At 31.4% G+C, this 15,802-nt stretch carries 13 protein-coding genes, 5 tRNA genes and 1 riboswitch; of the genes, 4 read left to right on the top strand and 14 right to left on the bottom strand.

Translation table 11 applies throughout. The features are described 5' to 3' along the window. Positions 1 to 2: 2 nt before the first annotated feature. Both BM072_RS01785 and BM072_RS01790 read left to right on the top strand, forming a co-directional pair. A complete protein-coding gene (locus BM072_RS01785) occupies positions 3 to 1,301 on the top strand; it encodes a cation:proton antiporter (RefSeq protein WP_092905985.1) in 1,299 nt (432 codons plus the stop codon). A 123-nt stretch (positions 1,302 to 1,424) separates the two neighbouring features. Continuing rightward, entirely contained in the window at positions 1,425 to 2,813 is a 1,389-nt protein-coding gene (locus tag BM072_RS01790; RefSeq protein ID WP_092905987.1) for an AAA family ATPase, read from the top strand. Positions 2,814 to 2,870: 57 nt separating this feature from the next. On the opposite strand, the gene BM072_RS01795 is transcribed toward BM072_RS01790, so the two are convergent. Then, on the bottom strand, positions 2,871 to 4,064 hold the full coding sequence (locus BM072_RS01795; protein ID WP_092905989.1) for a C1 family peptidase: 1,194 nt from the start codon (positions 4,062 to 4,064) through the stop codon (positions 2,871 to 2,873). A gap of 241 nt (positions 4,065 to 4,305) precedes the next feature. After that, a complete protein-coding gene (locus BM072_RS01800; protein WP_092905991.1) occupies positions 4,306 to 5,934 on the bottom strand; it encodes a BamA/TamA family outer membrane protein in 1,629 nt (542 codons plus the stop codon). A gap of 108 nt (positions 5,935 to 6,042) precedes the next feature. On the opposite strand from BM072_RS01800, the gene BM072_RS01805 reads away from it, so the two are divergent. Next, positions 6,043 to 6,354: a DUF3817 domain-containing protein gene (locus BM072_RS01805; RefSeq protein ID WP_092905993.1), complete on the top strand. Its 312-nt coding sequence runs from the start codon at positions 6,043 to 6,045 to the stop codon at positions 6,352 to 6,354. A gap of 68 nt (positions 6,355 to 6,422) precedes the next feature. Here BM072_RS01805 and BM072_RS01810 read toward each other — a convergent pair. From BM072_RS01810 to tamL, 12 genes are all read right to left on the bottom strand, one after another. Next, positions 6,423 to 6,495 (bottom strand) — tRNA-Gly (locus tag BM072_RS01810). A gap of 167 nt (positions 6,496 to 6,662) precedes the next feature. Then, on the bottom strand, positions 6,663 to 7,223 hold the full coding sequence (gene cobC, locus BM072_RS01815; protein WP_092905995.1) for an alpha-ribazole phosphatase: 561 nt from the start codon (positions 7,221 to 7,223) through the stop codon (positions 6,663 to 6,665). Then, entirely contained in the window at positions 7,208 to 7,984 is a 777-nt protein-coding gene (locus BM072_RS01820) for an adenosylcobinamide-GDP ribazoletransferase (RefSeq protein ID WP_092905997.1), read from the bottom strand. The genes cobC and BM072_RS01820 overlap by 16 nt, the downstream gene beginning before the upstream one ends. Beyond that, positions 7,978 to 8,994: a nicotinate-nucleotide--dimethylbenzimidazole phosphoribosyltransferase gene (cobT, locus tag BM072_RS01825; RefSeq protein ID WP_092905999.1), complete on the bottom strand. Its 1,017-nt coding sequence runs from the start codon at positions 8,992 to 8,994 to the stop codon at positions 7,978 to 7,980. Before cobT ends, BM072_RS01820 begins: the two co-directional genes overlap by 7 nt. A gap of 99 nt (positions 8,995 to 9,093) precedes the next feature. Then, positions 9,094 to 9,229: riboswitch (cobalamin riboswitch) on the bottom strand. Further along, positions 9,219 to 9,833, bottom strand: coding sequence for a hypothetical protein (locus tag BM072_RS01830; protein ID WP_092906001.1), 615 nt, complete (start codon positions 9,831 to 9,833; stop codon positions 9,219 to 9,221). Its footprint overlaps the riboswitch before it by 11 nt. A gap of 98 nt (positions 9,834 to 9,931) precedes the next feature. After that, a tRNA-Leu gene (locus BM072_RS01835) sits at positions 9,932 to 10,015 on the bottom strand. Between the two features lie 20 nt (positions 10,016 to 10,035). Next, a tRNA-Gly gene (locus tag BM072_RS01840) sits at positions 10,036 to 10,108 on the bottom strand. Between the two features lie 27 nt (positions 10,109 to 10,135). After that, positions 10,136 to 10,219, bottom strand: a tRNA-Leu gene (locus tag BM072_RS01845). 32 nt (positions 10,220 to 10,251) lie between these two features. Then, positions 10,252 to 10,324: transfer RNA gene (locus BM072_RS01850), tRNA-Gly, on the bottom strand. An 87-nt stretch (positions 10,325 to 10,411) separates the two neighbouring features. Further along, positions 10,412 to 11,260, bottom strand: coding sequence for an acetyl-CoA carboxylase, carboxyltransferase subunit beta (accD, locus tag BM072_RS01855; protein ID WP_092906003.1), 849 nt, complete (start codon positions 11,258 to 11,260; stop codon positions 10,412 to 10,414). 48 nt (positions 11,261 to 11,308) lie between these two features. After that, positions 11,309 to 12,376 (bottom strand): class II fructose-bisphosphate aldolase, encoded by a 1,068-nt coding sequence (fbaA, locus tag BM072_RS01860; RefSeq protein WP_092906005.1) that lies wholly within the window; start codon positions 12,374 to 12,376, stop codon positions 11,309 to 11,311. A gap of 37 nt (positions 12,377 to 12,413) precedes the next feature. Continuing rightward, on the bottom strand, positions 12,414 to 15,020 hold the full coding sequence (tamL, locus tag BM072_RS01865; RefSeq protein ID WP_092906007.1) for a translocation and assembly module lipoprotein TamL: 2,607 nt from the start codon (positions 15,018 to 15,020) through the stop codon (positions 12,414 to 12,416). Positions 15,021 to 15,024: 4 nt separating this feature from the next. Here tamL and BM072_RS01870 point away from each other — a divergent pair, with 4 nt between their 5' ends. After that, positions 15,025 to 15,768: a TrmH family RNA methyltransferase gene (locus BM072_RS01870; RefSeq protein ID WP_092906009.1), complete on the top strand. Its 744-nt coding sequence runs from the start codon at positions 15,025 to 15,027 to the stop codon at positions 15,766 to 15,768. Positions 15,769 to 15,802: the final 34 nt, after the last annotated feature.

Raw genomic sequence — 15,802 nt, forward strand, 5'->3', positions numbered from 1 at the left:
CAATGGAACTTTATTATTCTTTTTCAGTTCTAATTGTTCTTGCAGCGTTATTTTCTTACGCAAATATTCGTTTTCTAAAATTACCAGGAACAATTGGAATTATGCTTATCGCCATGTTAGTCTCTGTCGCAATCCGCCTATTAGGCGATAATTATTTTCCGGATGCGACCAAAGAATTTTTTCAACTTTTTAATAGTCTAGATTTTAATGAAATCTTGATGGGAGCAATGCTTAATTTTCTGCTTTTTGCAGGAGCAATGCACGTTAATTTTTCGGATTTAAAAAATCTACGCTGGACAATTGCAACCTATGCAACCATATCTGTAGTCTTATCTGCTTTTATAATTTCAGGAATTTTATATTATATAGCGCCGTATTTCGGTATTCAAATTCCATATATTTATTGTTTACTTTTCGGAACATTAATTTCGCCAACAGACCCAATTGTTGTGTTAGGAATTTTAAAACAAGCCAAAGTTCCTAAAACTATCGAGACTAAAATTACGGGAGAATCTTTGTTTAATGACGGTGTAGCCGTTGTTATGTTTGCTGTGGTTTTACAAATTGCAACCAATGTAAACTTTGACGCAACCTTCGAAAACGTTTCATTATTATTTTTAGAAGAAGCTGGTGGTGGAGTTGTGTTAGGATTATTACTAGGTTTTACAGCATCGTCTGCCATGAAAAAAATTGACGATTATAAAGTTTCTGCCTTAATTACACTTTCTATTGTAATGGGCGGATTTTTAGTTGCCAAAGAATTACATGTTTCTAGTCCATTAGCCATGGTAATTGCCGGATTAATAATTGGTAATTATGGTAAAAAAGTAGCCATGAGCAGTTCTACACGCGATTATCTTACAAAATTTTGGGAATTAATAGATGAAGTGATGAACGCCATTTTGTTCTTATTCATCGGATTTGAATTGTTATTAATTGACGATTTAATGGATCAAATATTATTAGGCGTTGCCGCAATATTTATGGTTTTATTTTCTCGCGCATTGTCAATTGTAATACCAGCGCGTACACTTCTTCGTAAAAATACATTCTCAAAAGGATCGTTGATCGTCTTGGTTTGGGGCGGAATTAGAGGTGGTGTTTCGATTGCATTAGTACTTTCTATGCCAAATTCTGAATGGAAAGAATTATTGTTAGAGATAACTTACATTGTCGTTTTATTCTCAATTGTTGTACAAGGTTTAACAGTTGGTAGCGTTGCAAAACGTGTACTGAAAGACGAAGTAGAAGAAGCTAAAGAGGAGGAAGCAGAAGATTATATCAATTCGAGTAAGTTATAAAATTTATCAATTACAATTATTTAAAAGCGACTTTATAGTCGCTTTTTTAGTAAAATTTTAAATCAGCAAAGTTGTGGAATCTTTAATATTTTTATAAATTGAAGGTTGTTTAAAACCATAAAAATGCAATTAAAAGACTTATCTACTGAACTCGAAATATCACTCGGAAGTTTGCAAAGTTTTATCAATGATTTTAATATTGATTTAAGCTTTTGTATCGACGAAAATTTTAATGTAACCAATCAATTCAAAGAATTTTCTGAAGAAAATAAAGACTTTCTGAAAAAATATGCAGAAGATTATTCGAAAGAGAAAACGATCGAAGATATAGCGAAAACAATTGATGCAAAAGAAGAAGATGTTCTACATTTTTTTACATCAAATGGTATTCCTGCTGACGTTGCAAAGCAAATCAAAACCAATATTTCTAGTTATTTAATTCATACTTATATCAGCGGAAATTATCCGTTTATTGAAAAAGCTTTTCCACAATGCGAAGATTTTTCTACTAAAAGTTTAGTTGGTTATACTGATTTATATTTTTATTTGACTGATATGTTAGATCCTTTTATCAGTAAAAATCAATTAGAAAGTTGGGGAATTTCGAAACCTGTTGGCGTTATTTTATATGGACCTCCGGGAAGTGGAAAAATATATTGGGCCAAGAAAATTGCCGATATGATTGGGTACGAATTTGTGCATGTTTACAATGATTATTTATTAGGAAATTTTAAAAACTCGAAGAATTCGTTTTCTAATTTTCTATCTAAAAAAATGAGTGAGCCCAAAACGTTGCTTTTTATTGATTCTTTTGACGAATTATTAAGCAGCTCCAATCATGATAACAATTTTTTCCCCGAAACATTAGAGTTGATTTATTCGGTTCTTCGTCACATTCACAAAGATGATCAACAAGAATTACTAATCGTTGGTTCTGCTGAGGTTTTAGGTGGTTTAACAGACGATATTGTGACGCCAGGAAGATTTGATTTACACATTCCTATTTTTCCGCCAAGTTTTGATGAGCGCAAACAATTAATTTTGCATCATCTGACAAATAATCTTGCTTCAAATTCGCCTTTATTGGCAATTCTAAAAAATCAGAATGCATTAAACAAAGAGTTTTGGACGCCGATTGCTGCTCAAATGAGGTTATTTTCGAATACAATGTTGATTGATTTTACACAGTCGCTTAAAAAACGTTTGTACGCGTTATATCGCAAAGATGAAAAACAGAATATAGAACTGAGTCAGAAAATATTATTTGCCGCTTTTACCGAAGCAAAAGCTAAGTTAACCGTAGATTATTTTAAACATTGTGCGGTTTTTGTGAGCGAAGCAAAGCAAAATGTGGGACAAGATTTTCCGCATCGAATTTTGGAGATGGAAATGGATTTAGATTTTTATTATAAATCAAAAGAAGTTCCGATTACAAAAATTGGCTTTAAACAAACCGAAGAAAAAAGTGAAGATAAAGATGACGAAACTAAAATTACAACGGTAGAATCTTAAGATATAAAAAAAGCGATCAATTAATTGATCGCTTTTTTTGTAATATTTGATTAGAAATTATTTTCCTAATTTTTTTAAAGTTTGTTTTTGAACACCGTTTTTGTGAATCAAAATATTAGTTGTTTTATACTGTACAAAAGCTTTTGTTACGTATAAATATCCTTCGTAATCGTTTGTTAATCCCCAAGAATTTTTAACGATATAATACTCTTTTCCGTTCTGATCTTTTGCCGTTCCAACAATATGCATTCCATGATCATCAGTTGTTTGATAATCATCAAAAGCAGCTTGACGTAAATCTTCGGTAATTACTTTTTCTGGTTTTGGACCTTTAAACATATCAGCTTTTTGTTGTGCCGTCATGTCTGCAAAATCAACTTCTGGTACATAAGCAACACCATTTTTCCAGCTAAATCCTTTTTCCGAAACATCTGTTGCCCAAGCTACAGTATAACCATTTTTCAATGCATAATCAATGTTATCAGTCATTTCTGTCATCGGAATATTGTAGAACGATTCGTAAGCCCAGTTATCTGGAATTGCCAAAACATAAGACGTGTAATATGGTTGTTCTTTGAAAGATGTAATTGCTAAATAATTGTTTGGATTGATGCCTACAACTTGATCTGCAAATGTACGAGGCGTATATTTTTTACCATTATACGTAAAATCTGTTGGATATTGCCCTAAATAACTATCGATAACAGCCGTATAAGCTTTTTCCCAGTTTGGCGTTAACTTTCCGTTCGGATTAGAAACTACAGCTTTTAAAACACCTTCTTGTATTGCAGCCATTTCTCCAAATTGATTGGTTTTTGTACCATAATTCAATCCCGAATATGTTTCTGCAGGAACTGCTCCGTATTTTTTGATTGTGTTTAAAACATCATAAAAAGAACCTCCGTCTCCTAATGTTGTTGCACCATGCATGCGCACATACTGTTTTCCTTTTTCTACGTATGTATTTCTAGCATTAAAAATAGCAGATAATTGAATTGGTTGTTTTCCCATTCTCAACATTTCAGATTCGAAGAAAGAATTTCCTGAATATGACCAACAAGTTCCCGATGAACCTTGGTTTTCTACTGGTGTTTTTGCTAAATTGATAACTTCTGTAAACTTGAAAGCATCTTTACTATTTTCGCTTACATTTTTACTTAATGAGTTTACTAAGTTGTCTTGTGCAGTCGCCAATTGTGCGCTACCAAACAATAAAGTGGCAGCAAAAATTGGATAAAAAATTTTACGCATAATATTTTCTTTGTGTGAGTATTTTATATAAGTAGCTAATTTCTCAAAAAAGTTAACAATAAACCTATAAAAATTTGATTATTTTTTAATGTTTTTGATTTTTAACGTCTATTTATTATAGTTAATTTCTGTCATTCAGAATGTAGCGAGGTGGAATGAAGAATCTCTTTAATACTAATTTTTTTGAGTGTTTTATTTTTAGATTTCTCCTTCGTCGAAATGACAAACATTAAACATTAAGTTAAAACTGACTTAATATTCCGAAATGGATTTTAGATTCCTTAAAATCAAACGAAGTTTCTTCAGTTTTACCAACTGCATAACTTAAATTGAAGATTCCCATTTTAGTTAAAAAAGAAATTCCAGTTCCAAAACTTAACAATGATGTGTTGATATTCGCGCGTTTGTTATCAATAAAAGCATAATCGGCAAATAAACCAATGTAAAATGCTTCGTTTGGCACAAAACGATAATCCATACTCGCAATTCCGTACATATTTGCGGTAATACTTTCTTCATTAAAACCTCTTATGCTTCCAAAACCACCAATTCGGTACAATTCATTTTCAGAAAAATCATCGTCTTTGGTCAATAAACCAGCAAATTCTACTGTTCCTTTTATAAAATGTTTAGGATGAAGTTCAAATAATCGATATGTTTTTAAACCAATTTCATATTGATTAACCGTTTTATTTTCGATGTCTTCTGTCCAAGAAAAATTCTTTTCTTTTTTACGAATCGAGTTCACTAAAACATTCAAATATGATTTTCCTTCCATCAAACGAAAAGGATGTTTTACAAAATAATTATAACTTAATCCGACTCCAATTTTCGAATAATCATCGTAACTCGTTTTCAGAAAAGAATCATCATCCAATAAAAAATTAGAAGATTTCACAATTCCACTTACACCAATATTTGAGCTGAGATTGAGTTGATAAAATAAACGTTCGCTAAAATTAATATTGACAAAAACAGAATCTTGTTTAAAAAGTTTGAATGTTGTTTCGCTACCAATTGCAGATTTAAATAGATACGGAATTTTAACGCCAATATCTAACGAAGTATTTTTATTAGCGGTTCCAATCCAATTTAATCGAATTTCTTCCATTCCATTAAACACATTATTTAATGAAAGTTTTACATTTCCATTTAACCTAAAATCGCCGTTATCATCCGTTCCAAAACCTAAAACGCCATCAAAATAATTGGAACGAACTTTTTCTGGATATAAATATAAAATTGTCGAATCTTTTCTGAATAAAGTTTGCGGTTTTTGTACTTCCGAAATAAAATTTGTTTGATTCATTAAATTCGAAATATTCGCCAATTTTTCTTCGTTGTAAATTTCACCACGTTTTATATTCAACCCATGTTTGATGTAACCTTTGTCTAATTTTTCGTAACCAACCAGCTTTACGCCGTCTATTGTACGTAAATTTCCTTTGTCTAAAACCAATTCAATTTTTTGTTCATTGTTTTCAAAACCTTTCGGAATAATTTTTATTTGAGCAAAAGGATAACCTTGATTTGTATTTTCGGTAGAGATTTTAGTTAAAATAGAATCTAAATTATTGGTCGGAAAATAATCGTTTTTGGTTTGAAATGTTTCGTTATTTTTTACCCAAATTGTTTGATATAATTTTCCTTTGTTTAGGTAAATATTTTCGTTTTTTATAGAATCGATAGTTAAAGTGTAATACCCAATTTTTTGTAAAGAATCTAAGGTTGATTGCAGATTTTTGTGCTCAAAATCTTTTGTATATGATTTTGTTTCATTATTATACCGAAAAAAATGAAACGATTTTTCTTGTCCGAAAAGACAAATCGACTGAAGAAAAAAGACAATTATGTAGAATAAAAATCGCATGTATGCTTGTAATAACGTTTAAAATTGATGTTAAGTATTTGTTTTACTGATAAGTATTAGTATTAATGTTAATTTTTAAAATTATTTTTGACCTCAAATTTAAAAGGAATGTTGAAATTATTTAAAATTACGGGTTACTTAGAAGCAATTTCTGCAATTGTTTTATTTTTTATCGCCATGCCAATGAAATATATTTGGGAAGACCCAACTTGGGTTACGCACGTTGGCCGTATACATGGAGGTTTATTTGTCGCTTACATCGTTTTGGTGTATATTTTAAAAGATAAATACAATTGGTCTTGGAAAATTTTTGCTATCTTTTTTGTTGCAGCCATTATTCCTGGTGGAACAATTTGGGCAGAAAAAAGATTAATTGAAGGTAAAAAATATAAACAAATGTTAGCCGAAAAAGAAGCATAAAACTTTATCGAAACATAAAATATTTTAAATAAAAAAGCCGAAGATTAATCTTCGGCTTTTTGTTTTTGAGCGGGAAACGAGACTCGAACTCGCAACATTCAGCTTGGAAGGCTGACGCTCTACCAATTGAGCTATTCCCGCATTACTGGTACAAATATAAGTTGATGAAATGCAATTTTGCAAACTTTATTAAAAGAAATTTATCAACTTTTTTGTAATAAATTAATTCTGAATTATTTGTATTGTAGATTTTTTTCGAGAGATTTGAGATATGAAAATTATCGAAAAAATACTTTTGCTTTTATTATTTATTTTTTCTGTAAAATAAAGTCTTCATTTTCTGTTTTACCAAGATTAAATTTTAAAACTTCGTGGTAATCAACAGGAATTTTAAACGTGTTTTTTAGAGGAATTTGCAACAAATAACACCAAATTAATCGAATAATTCCGCCATGTGTTACAATTAATATATTTTCAAAATCTTGTTGACGCAAATCATTCATAAAAGAATTTAATCGAAAAAACATTTCATTCATCGATTCTCCATTTGGAGTTTTCGTATTCACAAAATCATTGTACCACGGATTAATTTCTTCGGGATTAATATCAATCCAATTTTGCATTTCCCAATCACCGAAATTAAATTCTTTTAAACGTTCATCAATCAATATTTCAGTCGAAAAAGTTTGCGCCAATTGCAAACAACGATTTAATGGACTTGAAAAAACTGCATCAAAATTATCATCAATTTTATCTTGAATAATTTTTACTTCGTCCTCAAAACTACCCGCCAAATCAACATCTGTTTGCCCGTAACAAACAGATGACGGCAGGTTAACTTTTGTATGTCGAATTACAGAAACTTGCATATAATTAAAACGCCAAGATAAAACAAAACTTCGGTTACTTGTTGCACTGTACCAAGACAATCGCCCGTATAACCACCGATATATTTCTTAAAATACCAACCCAAATATACTTTTCCTAAATAACAAAGTGGTAAAATAAGTAAGAATTTCCATTCTCCAAAAACGATAAAAGGAAGTAAACTGAAGATAAAACTAATCACTAAATTCTGAATTGGTAAGGCTTTATTTGCCATCGGTTTTGATTTACTTTTGTCAATATCCGTAACATATTTGTGTGTGTAAATCATCATTCCAGAAAAAAAACGACTTACAGAATGAGCTGCAATCAGAGTAAAAATCATCAACCAATAATTATCTTCCGCAATGTGTTTTAAAGAAGTATATTTTAGCAAAAGTAATAAAATAGCGCCTATAACGCCGTATGCACCAATGCGACTATCTTTCATAATCGTCATTATTTTTTCTTTGCCATAACCACCGCCAAAACTATCGCAAACATCGGTAAAACCGTCTTCGTGAAAAGCACCAGTTAGCAAAACACTTGCAATCATGGTTATAATAATACTAATGTCTACGGGTAAAATAAATTGACAAATGGTATAAATTACGGCATTAAATAAACCAACCAATAAACCAATTGCGGCATAATATTTTTGCGATTGATTCATGATTTCGTTACTATACGGAATTTTTAACGGAATTGGAATTCGCGTGAAAAACATCAAAGCTGTTAAAAAATAAGTGATTTCTTTTCTTAACATATTTCCTCGTCTTTATTGCTAACACCAGCCGATTCAAAACTCGCCATATCATTAAAAAAATTGACAGCACTTACTATAATCGGATAAGCCAATGCGCAACCAGTGCCTTCGCCAACACGCAAATTGATTTTAAGAATTGGTTCTTCGTTAAAATAATTTAATAAATATTGGTGTCCAAATTCATCACTTTGATGACAGAAAATTGCGTTGTTTAAAATTTCTGGTTTTAATTTTGAAGCAACTAATAATGCAGCCGAAGCAATGTAACCATCAATCATTAAAAGCATATTGTGTTCAAAAGCAGCTAACATAGCGCCCGTCATTTGCGCAACTTCAAAACCGCCAAAAGTGGCTAATATTTGTTTCGGATCTTTTATTTCTCCGTGTGTATTTTTAGCTTGTGAAAGAATTTCAAGCTTTGTTTTTAATTGCTCATCATTCAAGCCCGTTCCGCGCCCTACACATTGCTCCAAAGGCAAATCTGTCAAATAATGAACAAGCATCGAAGCAGAAGATGTATTTCCGATTCCCATTTCTCCAAAACCAATGATATTTGTGCCTTTTTTAGCTATTTCAGCCACTATCTTCTGTGAGTGAGTGAAACATTCGTCTAATTGAGTAGATGTCATCGCAGACTCACATAAAAAGTTTTTGGTTGACTTTGCTATTTTACAATTTTTAAGGATTGTATAATCACCAAAATCATAATTAACACCCGAATCTATAATAGAAAGCTCAATTTTATTTTGATTGCAAAAAACATTGATTGCTGCACCATTGTTTAAAAAATTAAGCACCATTTGTGGTGTAACCTCAGTAGGATAAGCGCTAACACCAGATTGAGAGATTCCGTGATCGCTTGCAAAAACAATAAGATGTGGATTTTTTAATTCTAATTTAGGTTGTTGTTGAACTAAACCAATTTTTAAAGCGATTTTTTCTAATAAACCTAAAGCGCCAAGTGGTTTTGTTTTAAGATCGATAATTTGCTGAATTTCTTGTTTTTGCATTTTTCTATAAAATAGTTGTTATAAAAAATGCTTTCGAAATTAAGTACAATCAATTCAACATCTATAAAAAATAAATGTAGTTTTGATCGAGCTTCAATCGCGAAAGCATCATCTAAAAAAGTAGCCTGGCTTATAGTTTTCACTATTTACAGTTGCGCGACAGCTCGAGATTTGCACTCGATTCCCTTTTGTAGCAACTAATGTAAGAAAGTTATTTATAAAAATTATCTTTTGACCGCTATTTTACCCATAATTATTGGCTTTAATTTAAAATCTGAAAGTTGTAATTTTATTTCTTTCGGTAAATTATTTGACGTATAATTTCTGCTTAATTGATATTGGTTTTGATTAGAAGCCAATCTAACATTTAAATGACTATTTTTTGGATGCTCAAATTTGATTGTATATTCTTTTCCAACTTCAATATTTTCTTCAATAATTTCATTGTTTACGAGTAATCGATAAGAAATAATTGAGGAATACGAATCTTTCGCATCACTTTTATTTACGATGATTTTAAATTCTATGGTTTCGTTTTGGATAGTTTCATTTTTTGGTTGAGGTGTTTCTGTGCACGTTATTTTTTCTTGTGCATTTGCAGTAGTTCCAATTAACCCAATTGCAGAAAAAACGGCAATATTAGAAATAGTTTTAGAAACGATGTTTCTTCCTAATTGATTTGGAGAGAAAATTCCACAATAAACTTTATTCTTTTCAAATTCTTTAGAAACTGTTTGATCTTCTAATTGAGAAAAATCTATGATTTGATGTTGACATTTTGAACAGAAGTTTACATCGTTCAATTTTTCTGAGCATGGAGTAGGTATGGTAATTTTCATCTTTCTAAATTTTGGTATATAGAGTAGATGTAAATTTAGAAGAAATGGTTGGTTGGAAAATAAAAAAAGCCCAAGAAAATAAATTCTTGAGCTTTTAGTACCTCAGGCGGGACTTGAACCCGCACGTCCTAATGGACACAGGATTTTAAGTCCTGCGTGTCTACCAATTCCACCACCAAGGCATCCATTACCTTAGTAATAGAGCGGGAAACGAGACTCGAACTCGCAACATTCAGCTTGGAAGGCTGACGCTCTACCAATTGAGCTATTCCCGCGTAAAATTGCAAAAATCAAATAAAAAGTACCTCAGGCGGGACTTGAACCCGCACGCCCTAATGGGCACAGGATTTTAAGTCCTGCGTGTCTACCAATTCCACCACCAAGGCAAAATTTGATTTTTGAATCTAATATTTCAAAGAGCGGGAAACGGGGCTCGAACCCGCGACCTCAACCTTGGCAAGGTTGCGCTCTACCAGCTGAGCTATTCTCGCGATTGGAGTGCAAATATATAAAATCAATCTCTAATAATCCAAATGAAATTCAGATAAATTTTAAAAATATATTTGCACTTTTTATAATTAGTTGATAGGCATTAACATATCAGCTACTTCTTTTATTTTATCTTTCATTTTTTTACGGTGAACGATCATGTCAACAAAACCTTTTTCTAGTAAAAACTCAGAAGTTTGGAATCCTTCTGGTAAATCTCTACCAATAGTTTCTTTGATAACACGTGGTCCAGCGAAACCAATTAATGCGCCTGGCTCTGCCATAATAACGTCTCCAATTGATCCAAATGATGCTGTAATTCCTCCAAAAGATGGATTTGTAAGAATTGTAATGTATGGTATTTGGTGATCTGCTAATTGTATTAATTTAGCTTCTACTTTTGCTAATTGCATTAATGATATTGCAGCTTCCATCATACGTGCTCCACCAGATTGTGTGATGATTACGTATGGTGTTTTATTTTTGATGGCATAATCTATTGCACGTGCAATTTTTTCTCCCATTACTGATCCTAATGAACCTCCAATAAATTTGAAATCCATACAAGAAATTGTAATATCGCGACCATGCATTTTACCAACTGCATTACGAATAGAATCGTTTAATCCAGTTTTCTTTTTAATTTCTTTTAGACGGTCTTTGTATGGTTTTGTATCAGTCCAATTTAATGGATCTTTACTTTCTACATTTGCGTCTAATTCTGTAAATTTTCCTTCGTCAAATAAAATTTCAAAATATTCTTGAGAACCAATTTGTACGTGATGATCGTCTTCTGGACTTACATACGCATTTGCTTTTAGTTCTTCAGTTTCAATAATTTTTCCTGATGGAGTTTTATACCACAATCCTTTTTTTACATCTTTTTTAGATTCTGTAGGCGTTGTGATATTTTTCTTGCTTCTAATAAACCAAGGCATATATTCTGTTTTTATATGTATAGAATTGTCTTAAAACGGGTTTAAGAATTATCCTAAAGTATTAATATTATTTAAATCTTGACAAGCTTGAATTAATCTTTCTTTGAAAGCAACTTCACCAGCTCTTAACCACACACGTGGATCGTAGTATTTTTTGTTTGGAGATTCAGTACCTTCTGGGTTACCAATTTGTCCTTGTAAATAAGCTGCATTTGCATCAAAATATTTACGAACACCTTCCATAAATGCATATTGTAAATCTGTATCAATATTCATTTTGATTACACCATAGCTAATTGCTTCGCGAATTTCTTCTAATGTTGATCCAGATCCTCCGTGAAATACAAAGTCTACTGCATTATTAACACCATATTTTTCGTTGATGTATTTTTGAGAATTATCTAAAATTTTAGGCGTCAAAACTACATTTCCTGGTTTGTAAACACCGTGTACATTACCAAATGCAGCAGCAATCCAAAAATTATCAGAAACAGATTTTAAGTTTTCGTAAACGTAAGCTACTTCTTCTGGTTGTGTGTATAATAAAGAATTGTCTACGTTAGAGTTGTCTACACCATCTTCTTCACCACCTGTAATACCTAACTCCATCTCCAAAGTCATTCCAACTTTAGACATTCTTTCTAAGTAACGTTTACACGTTTCTACGTTTTCTTCTAATGGTTCTTCAGATAAATCTAACATATGCGAACTAAATAAAGTTTTTCCAAACTTGTTATAGTGTTCTTCATTCGCATCCATTATTCCATCAATCCAAGGTAATAATTTTTTTGCACAATGGTCTGTATGTAAAATAACTGTAGCACCGTAAGATTCGGCTAAAGTATGAATATGTTTTGCACCAGCAATAGCACCTTTGATTGCAGAAATTTGACCTTCTGCTTTTAATCCTTTTCCTGCATTAAAAATAGCACCTCCGTTAGAAAATTGTATGATAATAGGCGAATTTACTTCTACAGCAGCTTCCATTGCTGCATTGATCGTGTCCGAACCTGTAACATTACATGCAGGTAAAGCATATTGATTTGCTTTTGCATCGTTTATAATGTCTTGAACTAATGAACCGGTTGCAACACCGGCAGGAAATTTTCTGCTCATTATGTTAGTTTTTTGTGAAACAAATATAGATGTTTTTTTAGAAAGGATAATTAATTCCGAAGTGTATTCTTGGTTTTAGGAGATTAAAATTATCAAATTGCCAACGATCTCCTAATTCGTAAGAAGGATCATAAATTTTGTAACCTAAATCAAATCTTACAATTGCGAATGTCCCAATATGATAACGGAAACCCAGACCAGATCCAATTCCGAATTCTTTATAAAAATCTTTAAATTTAAATAAAGTCTCGGGACGATCTTTGTTTACACCCCAAATATTACCTGCATCAATAAAATATGCACCTTCTAAACTACCGAATAAGTTGAAACGAAATTCGGTATTGAATAATAATTTTAAACTTTCAAATTCTAAACTTTGATTTTTAGAATTGATACGCGGTTTGCTTCCAGGTCCTAATGTTAACGGTGCCCAACCACGTACGTCGTTTGCTCCACCAGCCGAATAACTGCGGACAAATGGTGCAGCGGTAGAATTACCATAAGGTTGCACAATTCCGAATAAAAATCGTCCAGCAACACTCGAGTTTGAATTTAATTTCCATTTTCGACGAACGTCTAAATCAAATTTAACAAATTGAGAATATGGTATTCCAAATATTAAACCTGTTTCTTGATTATTTGCATCTTCTGCATGATTAAAACCAAAAGCTTTATCTAATGTTCTCAATAAATTTCCGGCTAATTCTATTCGCGCTTGTATAAACCACGGATTATTTTTAGGACGAAAAGAATTTTCTTCGTTAAATGTAAATTGATAAATAAACGAGTTAATAACCACGTTTTGCGAAATATTTGCTTTACGATAAAGCATGTTTTCAAATTCTACATATAACCTTGCATCATCTCCAGTTAACGAACCTTGAAAGCCTTTGTCAGCTTCTATTGCACTTGTTAATTCATCATCTGTTACATAAACAGGCGCATTTGGATTGTAGTTATAATAAAGATCTTTAATTAAATCTTTCGTGTCATTATCTTTTGTAAAAACTTCGTAATAACGATCTTGTTTACGATTATTTACAAATTCTGTATTAAAAATAGATACTTTATGTTGAAATTCTGAACTAGAAATATCCATGTCAAAACCAAAACCATAGGTTGTTTTGTCTAAACCTACATTTTTTTGTGTACTTGCATTTGTTCTAATTGCCGACTCTGCAACAAAACGTTTTGGTAAAATGTTATCTAAATTAATAGGTGTTAATAAATACGGAAATTTAAGTTTTGTTTCGATTGCAATTTCATAGGCATTCAAGAAATTTTTGTTCTGAGAAAAATCTTTATCAACAGAACCTAAAGTTCCTTTTAGCGTTGTTTCTAAATTTTCTCCACCTCCAAATAAATTTCGAGAAGTTAAACTTAAACCAGGCGATATCGCAAAATTCATATAACGCGAAGCATAACTTTCGACAAAAAGACTTAAATCATACTTCTTTTTAGGTGTAAAAAAAACATTTACATCTAAAATAGAATCTCTTTTAGAAACATCAAATCGGTGCACATTTACATTATCTTTTTTGTAAATATTACGTTTGGTTTGTATTTCTTGGCGACGTCTATACAACTGTTCTGGTCTTATAACAAAGGCATCTGTGTAATATCTTGGGCGATATTGCGGGTCATTTTTATAGAAAACAGTATAATCTTTATATTCTTTTTTGATTAATAAATTTTCGTCTTTTACTTCGTCTGATGAACGCGCATCTGCATAAATATTAATTTTTCCGAAACGATATTGCGTAAAAGGTGTAATACTATCCGTTTTTAGAGAATCTTGTATGTATTTATCAATATACATCGAAATGTCCAAGCGTTTATCACTTTTTGTGGTATCCGCTTCAAAATATAAATCTTCGCCTGTATCATTAAAATCGTAATAACCGCGATTTTTTAATAAATCAACCACACGATCACGTTCTTCCTCAAATTTATCAAAATCGTATTGATCGGCTTCATGTAAAACAGTTTGTTTACCAATTGGCGAGTTTAAATATTCTTCGATTTTAGCATCAGAAATTTTTTGAGTAAACGTTTCGATGTACGATGGATCGCCTAATTTTATATCATAAATAGTTTCGGCTTTCTTCGCAAGAGAATCTTTTTTGTACGAAACTTTTACTTTCGAATCAAAATAACCTTTGTCATGAAACAATCGATTTAAGTTTTTTGCAGAAAATTCTGATTGCTTTTCATCCAATAAAACTGGCGCTTCACCTTGATTATAAAAAGTACGATCTAACCAAAGATTATTTCCAACATATTCAGTCAAATTATTTTTAGTCAATAAACTATCCAATAATTTCTGATTACGTTGCGAAGCTTCAACACGATAATATTCTTGAAAGGTTTCATCAAACTTTGCAGGTGACCAATTGTAAACCCATTGCCAAACCGGAAAAAAGCCTAAAAACTTTGCCGCAGGTTTTTGTTTTACATAATTTGTAAGGTCTTTATTGATAACAGAAGTCTTTTTTTTGATGCTAGTGTCTTCTTTATCAAACTCAAATTTGTTTTTTACAAACAAATATTCTCCCTCAGGAACTTTTTTAGTTGTACTACAGCTATAAAAAAGTAATCCTAAGCAAGAGATAAGTGCTATATTTGTTGTAATTTTTTTTTGCATAAATATGTTATCAAATAACGTTATTAAGATAATAACTTCTTTAGGTTCTAAAAAATATAGACAAAAATATAATATGTTTGTCGTAGAGGGTGTTAAAAATATTGGTGAAGTTATAAAAAGTTCGATAAAGATTAAAGAATTATTTATAACCGAAGATTTTTGGCCCGAAGCAACGCATATTAAAAAAACGTTTATAGAAGAAAAAGACCTTAAAAAAATAAGTTTTTTAACTACACCAAATGTAGGTTTAGCACTTTGTGAATTACCAAATTATGATGAAAATATTGATTTGAGTGGTTTGACAATAGCTTTGGATGATATTCGTGATCCCGGAAATTTAGGTACAATTATTCGTTTAGCCGATTGGTTTGGCGTGGCGCATGTATTGTGTACAAAAGAGTCGGTAGATATGTATAATCCAAAAGTAATTATGTCGACAATGGGATCTTTTACCCGTGTAAAAGTGCATTATATTGATTTAGAAAAATACTTGAAAGATTATCAAGGTAATATTTTCGGAACTTTTATGGAAGGTGAATCAATTTATGAGCAAATTTTACCACAAGAAGGTATTTTGGTGATGGGAAATGAAGCAAACGGAATTTCGAAACCGATTGAAGATTTAACGACTAATAAATTGAGTATTCCTTTTTTTGGAACCAATGGTTCTACCGAAAGTCTAAATGTTGCAGTTGCAACAAGCGTTATTTTGGGCGAATTTAAATCTCAATTGGCGCATAAATCATAAAAAAAGCATAATATTTAGATTCTTTTAACCAATT

Origin of the sequence: Algoriella xinjiangensis (assembly GCF_900115015.1) — a bacterium.
Lineage (GTDB): Bacteria > Bacteroidota > Bacteroidia > Flavobacteriales > Weeksellaceae > Empedobacter > Empedobacter xinjiangensis.

What these genes read in the sequence shown, in the direction of transcription:
- cobT (WP_092905999.1), bottom strand. Translation starts at nt 8,994, where the DNA reads ATGCAAAAACAAGAAATTCAGCAAATTATCGATCTTAAAACAAAACCA.
- BM072_RS01795 (WP_092905989.1), bottom strand. Translation starts at nt 4,064, where the DNA reads ATGCGTAAAATTTTTTATCCAATTTTTGCTGCCACTTTATTGTTTGGT.
- cobC (WP_092905995.1), bottom strand. Translation starts at nt 7,223, where the DNA reads ATGCAAGTTTCTGTAATTCGACATACAAAAGTTAACCTGCCGTCATCT.
- fbaA (WP_092906005.1), bottom strand. Translation starts at nt 12,376, where the DNA reads ATGAGCAGAAAATTTCCTGCCGGTGTTGCAACCGGTTCATTAGTTCAA.
- BM072_RS01820 (WP_092905997.1), bottom strand. Translation starts at nt 7,984, where the DNA reads ATGTTAAGAAAAGAAATCACTTATTTTTTAACAGCTTTGATGTTTTTC.
- BM072_RS01785 (WP_092905985.1), top strand. Translation starts at nt 3, where the DNA reads ATGGAACTTTATTATTCTTTTTCAGTTCTAATTGTTCTTGCAGCGTTA.
- accD (WP_092906003.1), bottom strand. Translation starts at nt 11,260, where the DNA reads ATGCCTTGGTTTATTAGAAGCAAGAAAAATATCACAACGCCTACAGAA.
- BM072_RS01830 (WP_092906001.1), bottom strand. Translation starts at nt 9,833, where the DNA reads ATGAAAATTACCATACCTACTCCATGCTCAGAAAAATTGAACGATGTA.
- BM072_RS01805 (WP_092905993.1), top strand. Translation starts at nt 6,043, where the DNA reads ATGTTGAAATTATTTAAAATTACGGGTTACTTAGAAGCAATTTCTGCA.
- tamL (WP_092906007.1), bottom strand. Translation starts at nt 15,020, where the DNA reads ATGCAAAAAAAAATTACAACAAATATAGCACTTATCTCTTGCTTAGGA.
- BM072_RS01870 (WP_092906009.1), top strand. Translation starts at nt 15,025, where the DNA reads ATGTTATCAAATAACGTTATTAAGATAATAACTTCTTTAGGTTCTAAA.
- BM072_RS01800 (WP_092905991.1), bottom strand. Translation starts at nt 5,934, where the DNA reads ATGCGATTTTTATTCTACATAATTGTCTTTTTTCTTCAGTCGATTTGT.
- BM072_RS01790 (WP_092905987.1), top strand. Translation starts at nt 1,425, where the DNA reads ATGCAATTAAAAGACTTATCTACTGAACTCGAAATATCACTCGGAAGT.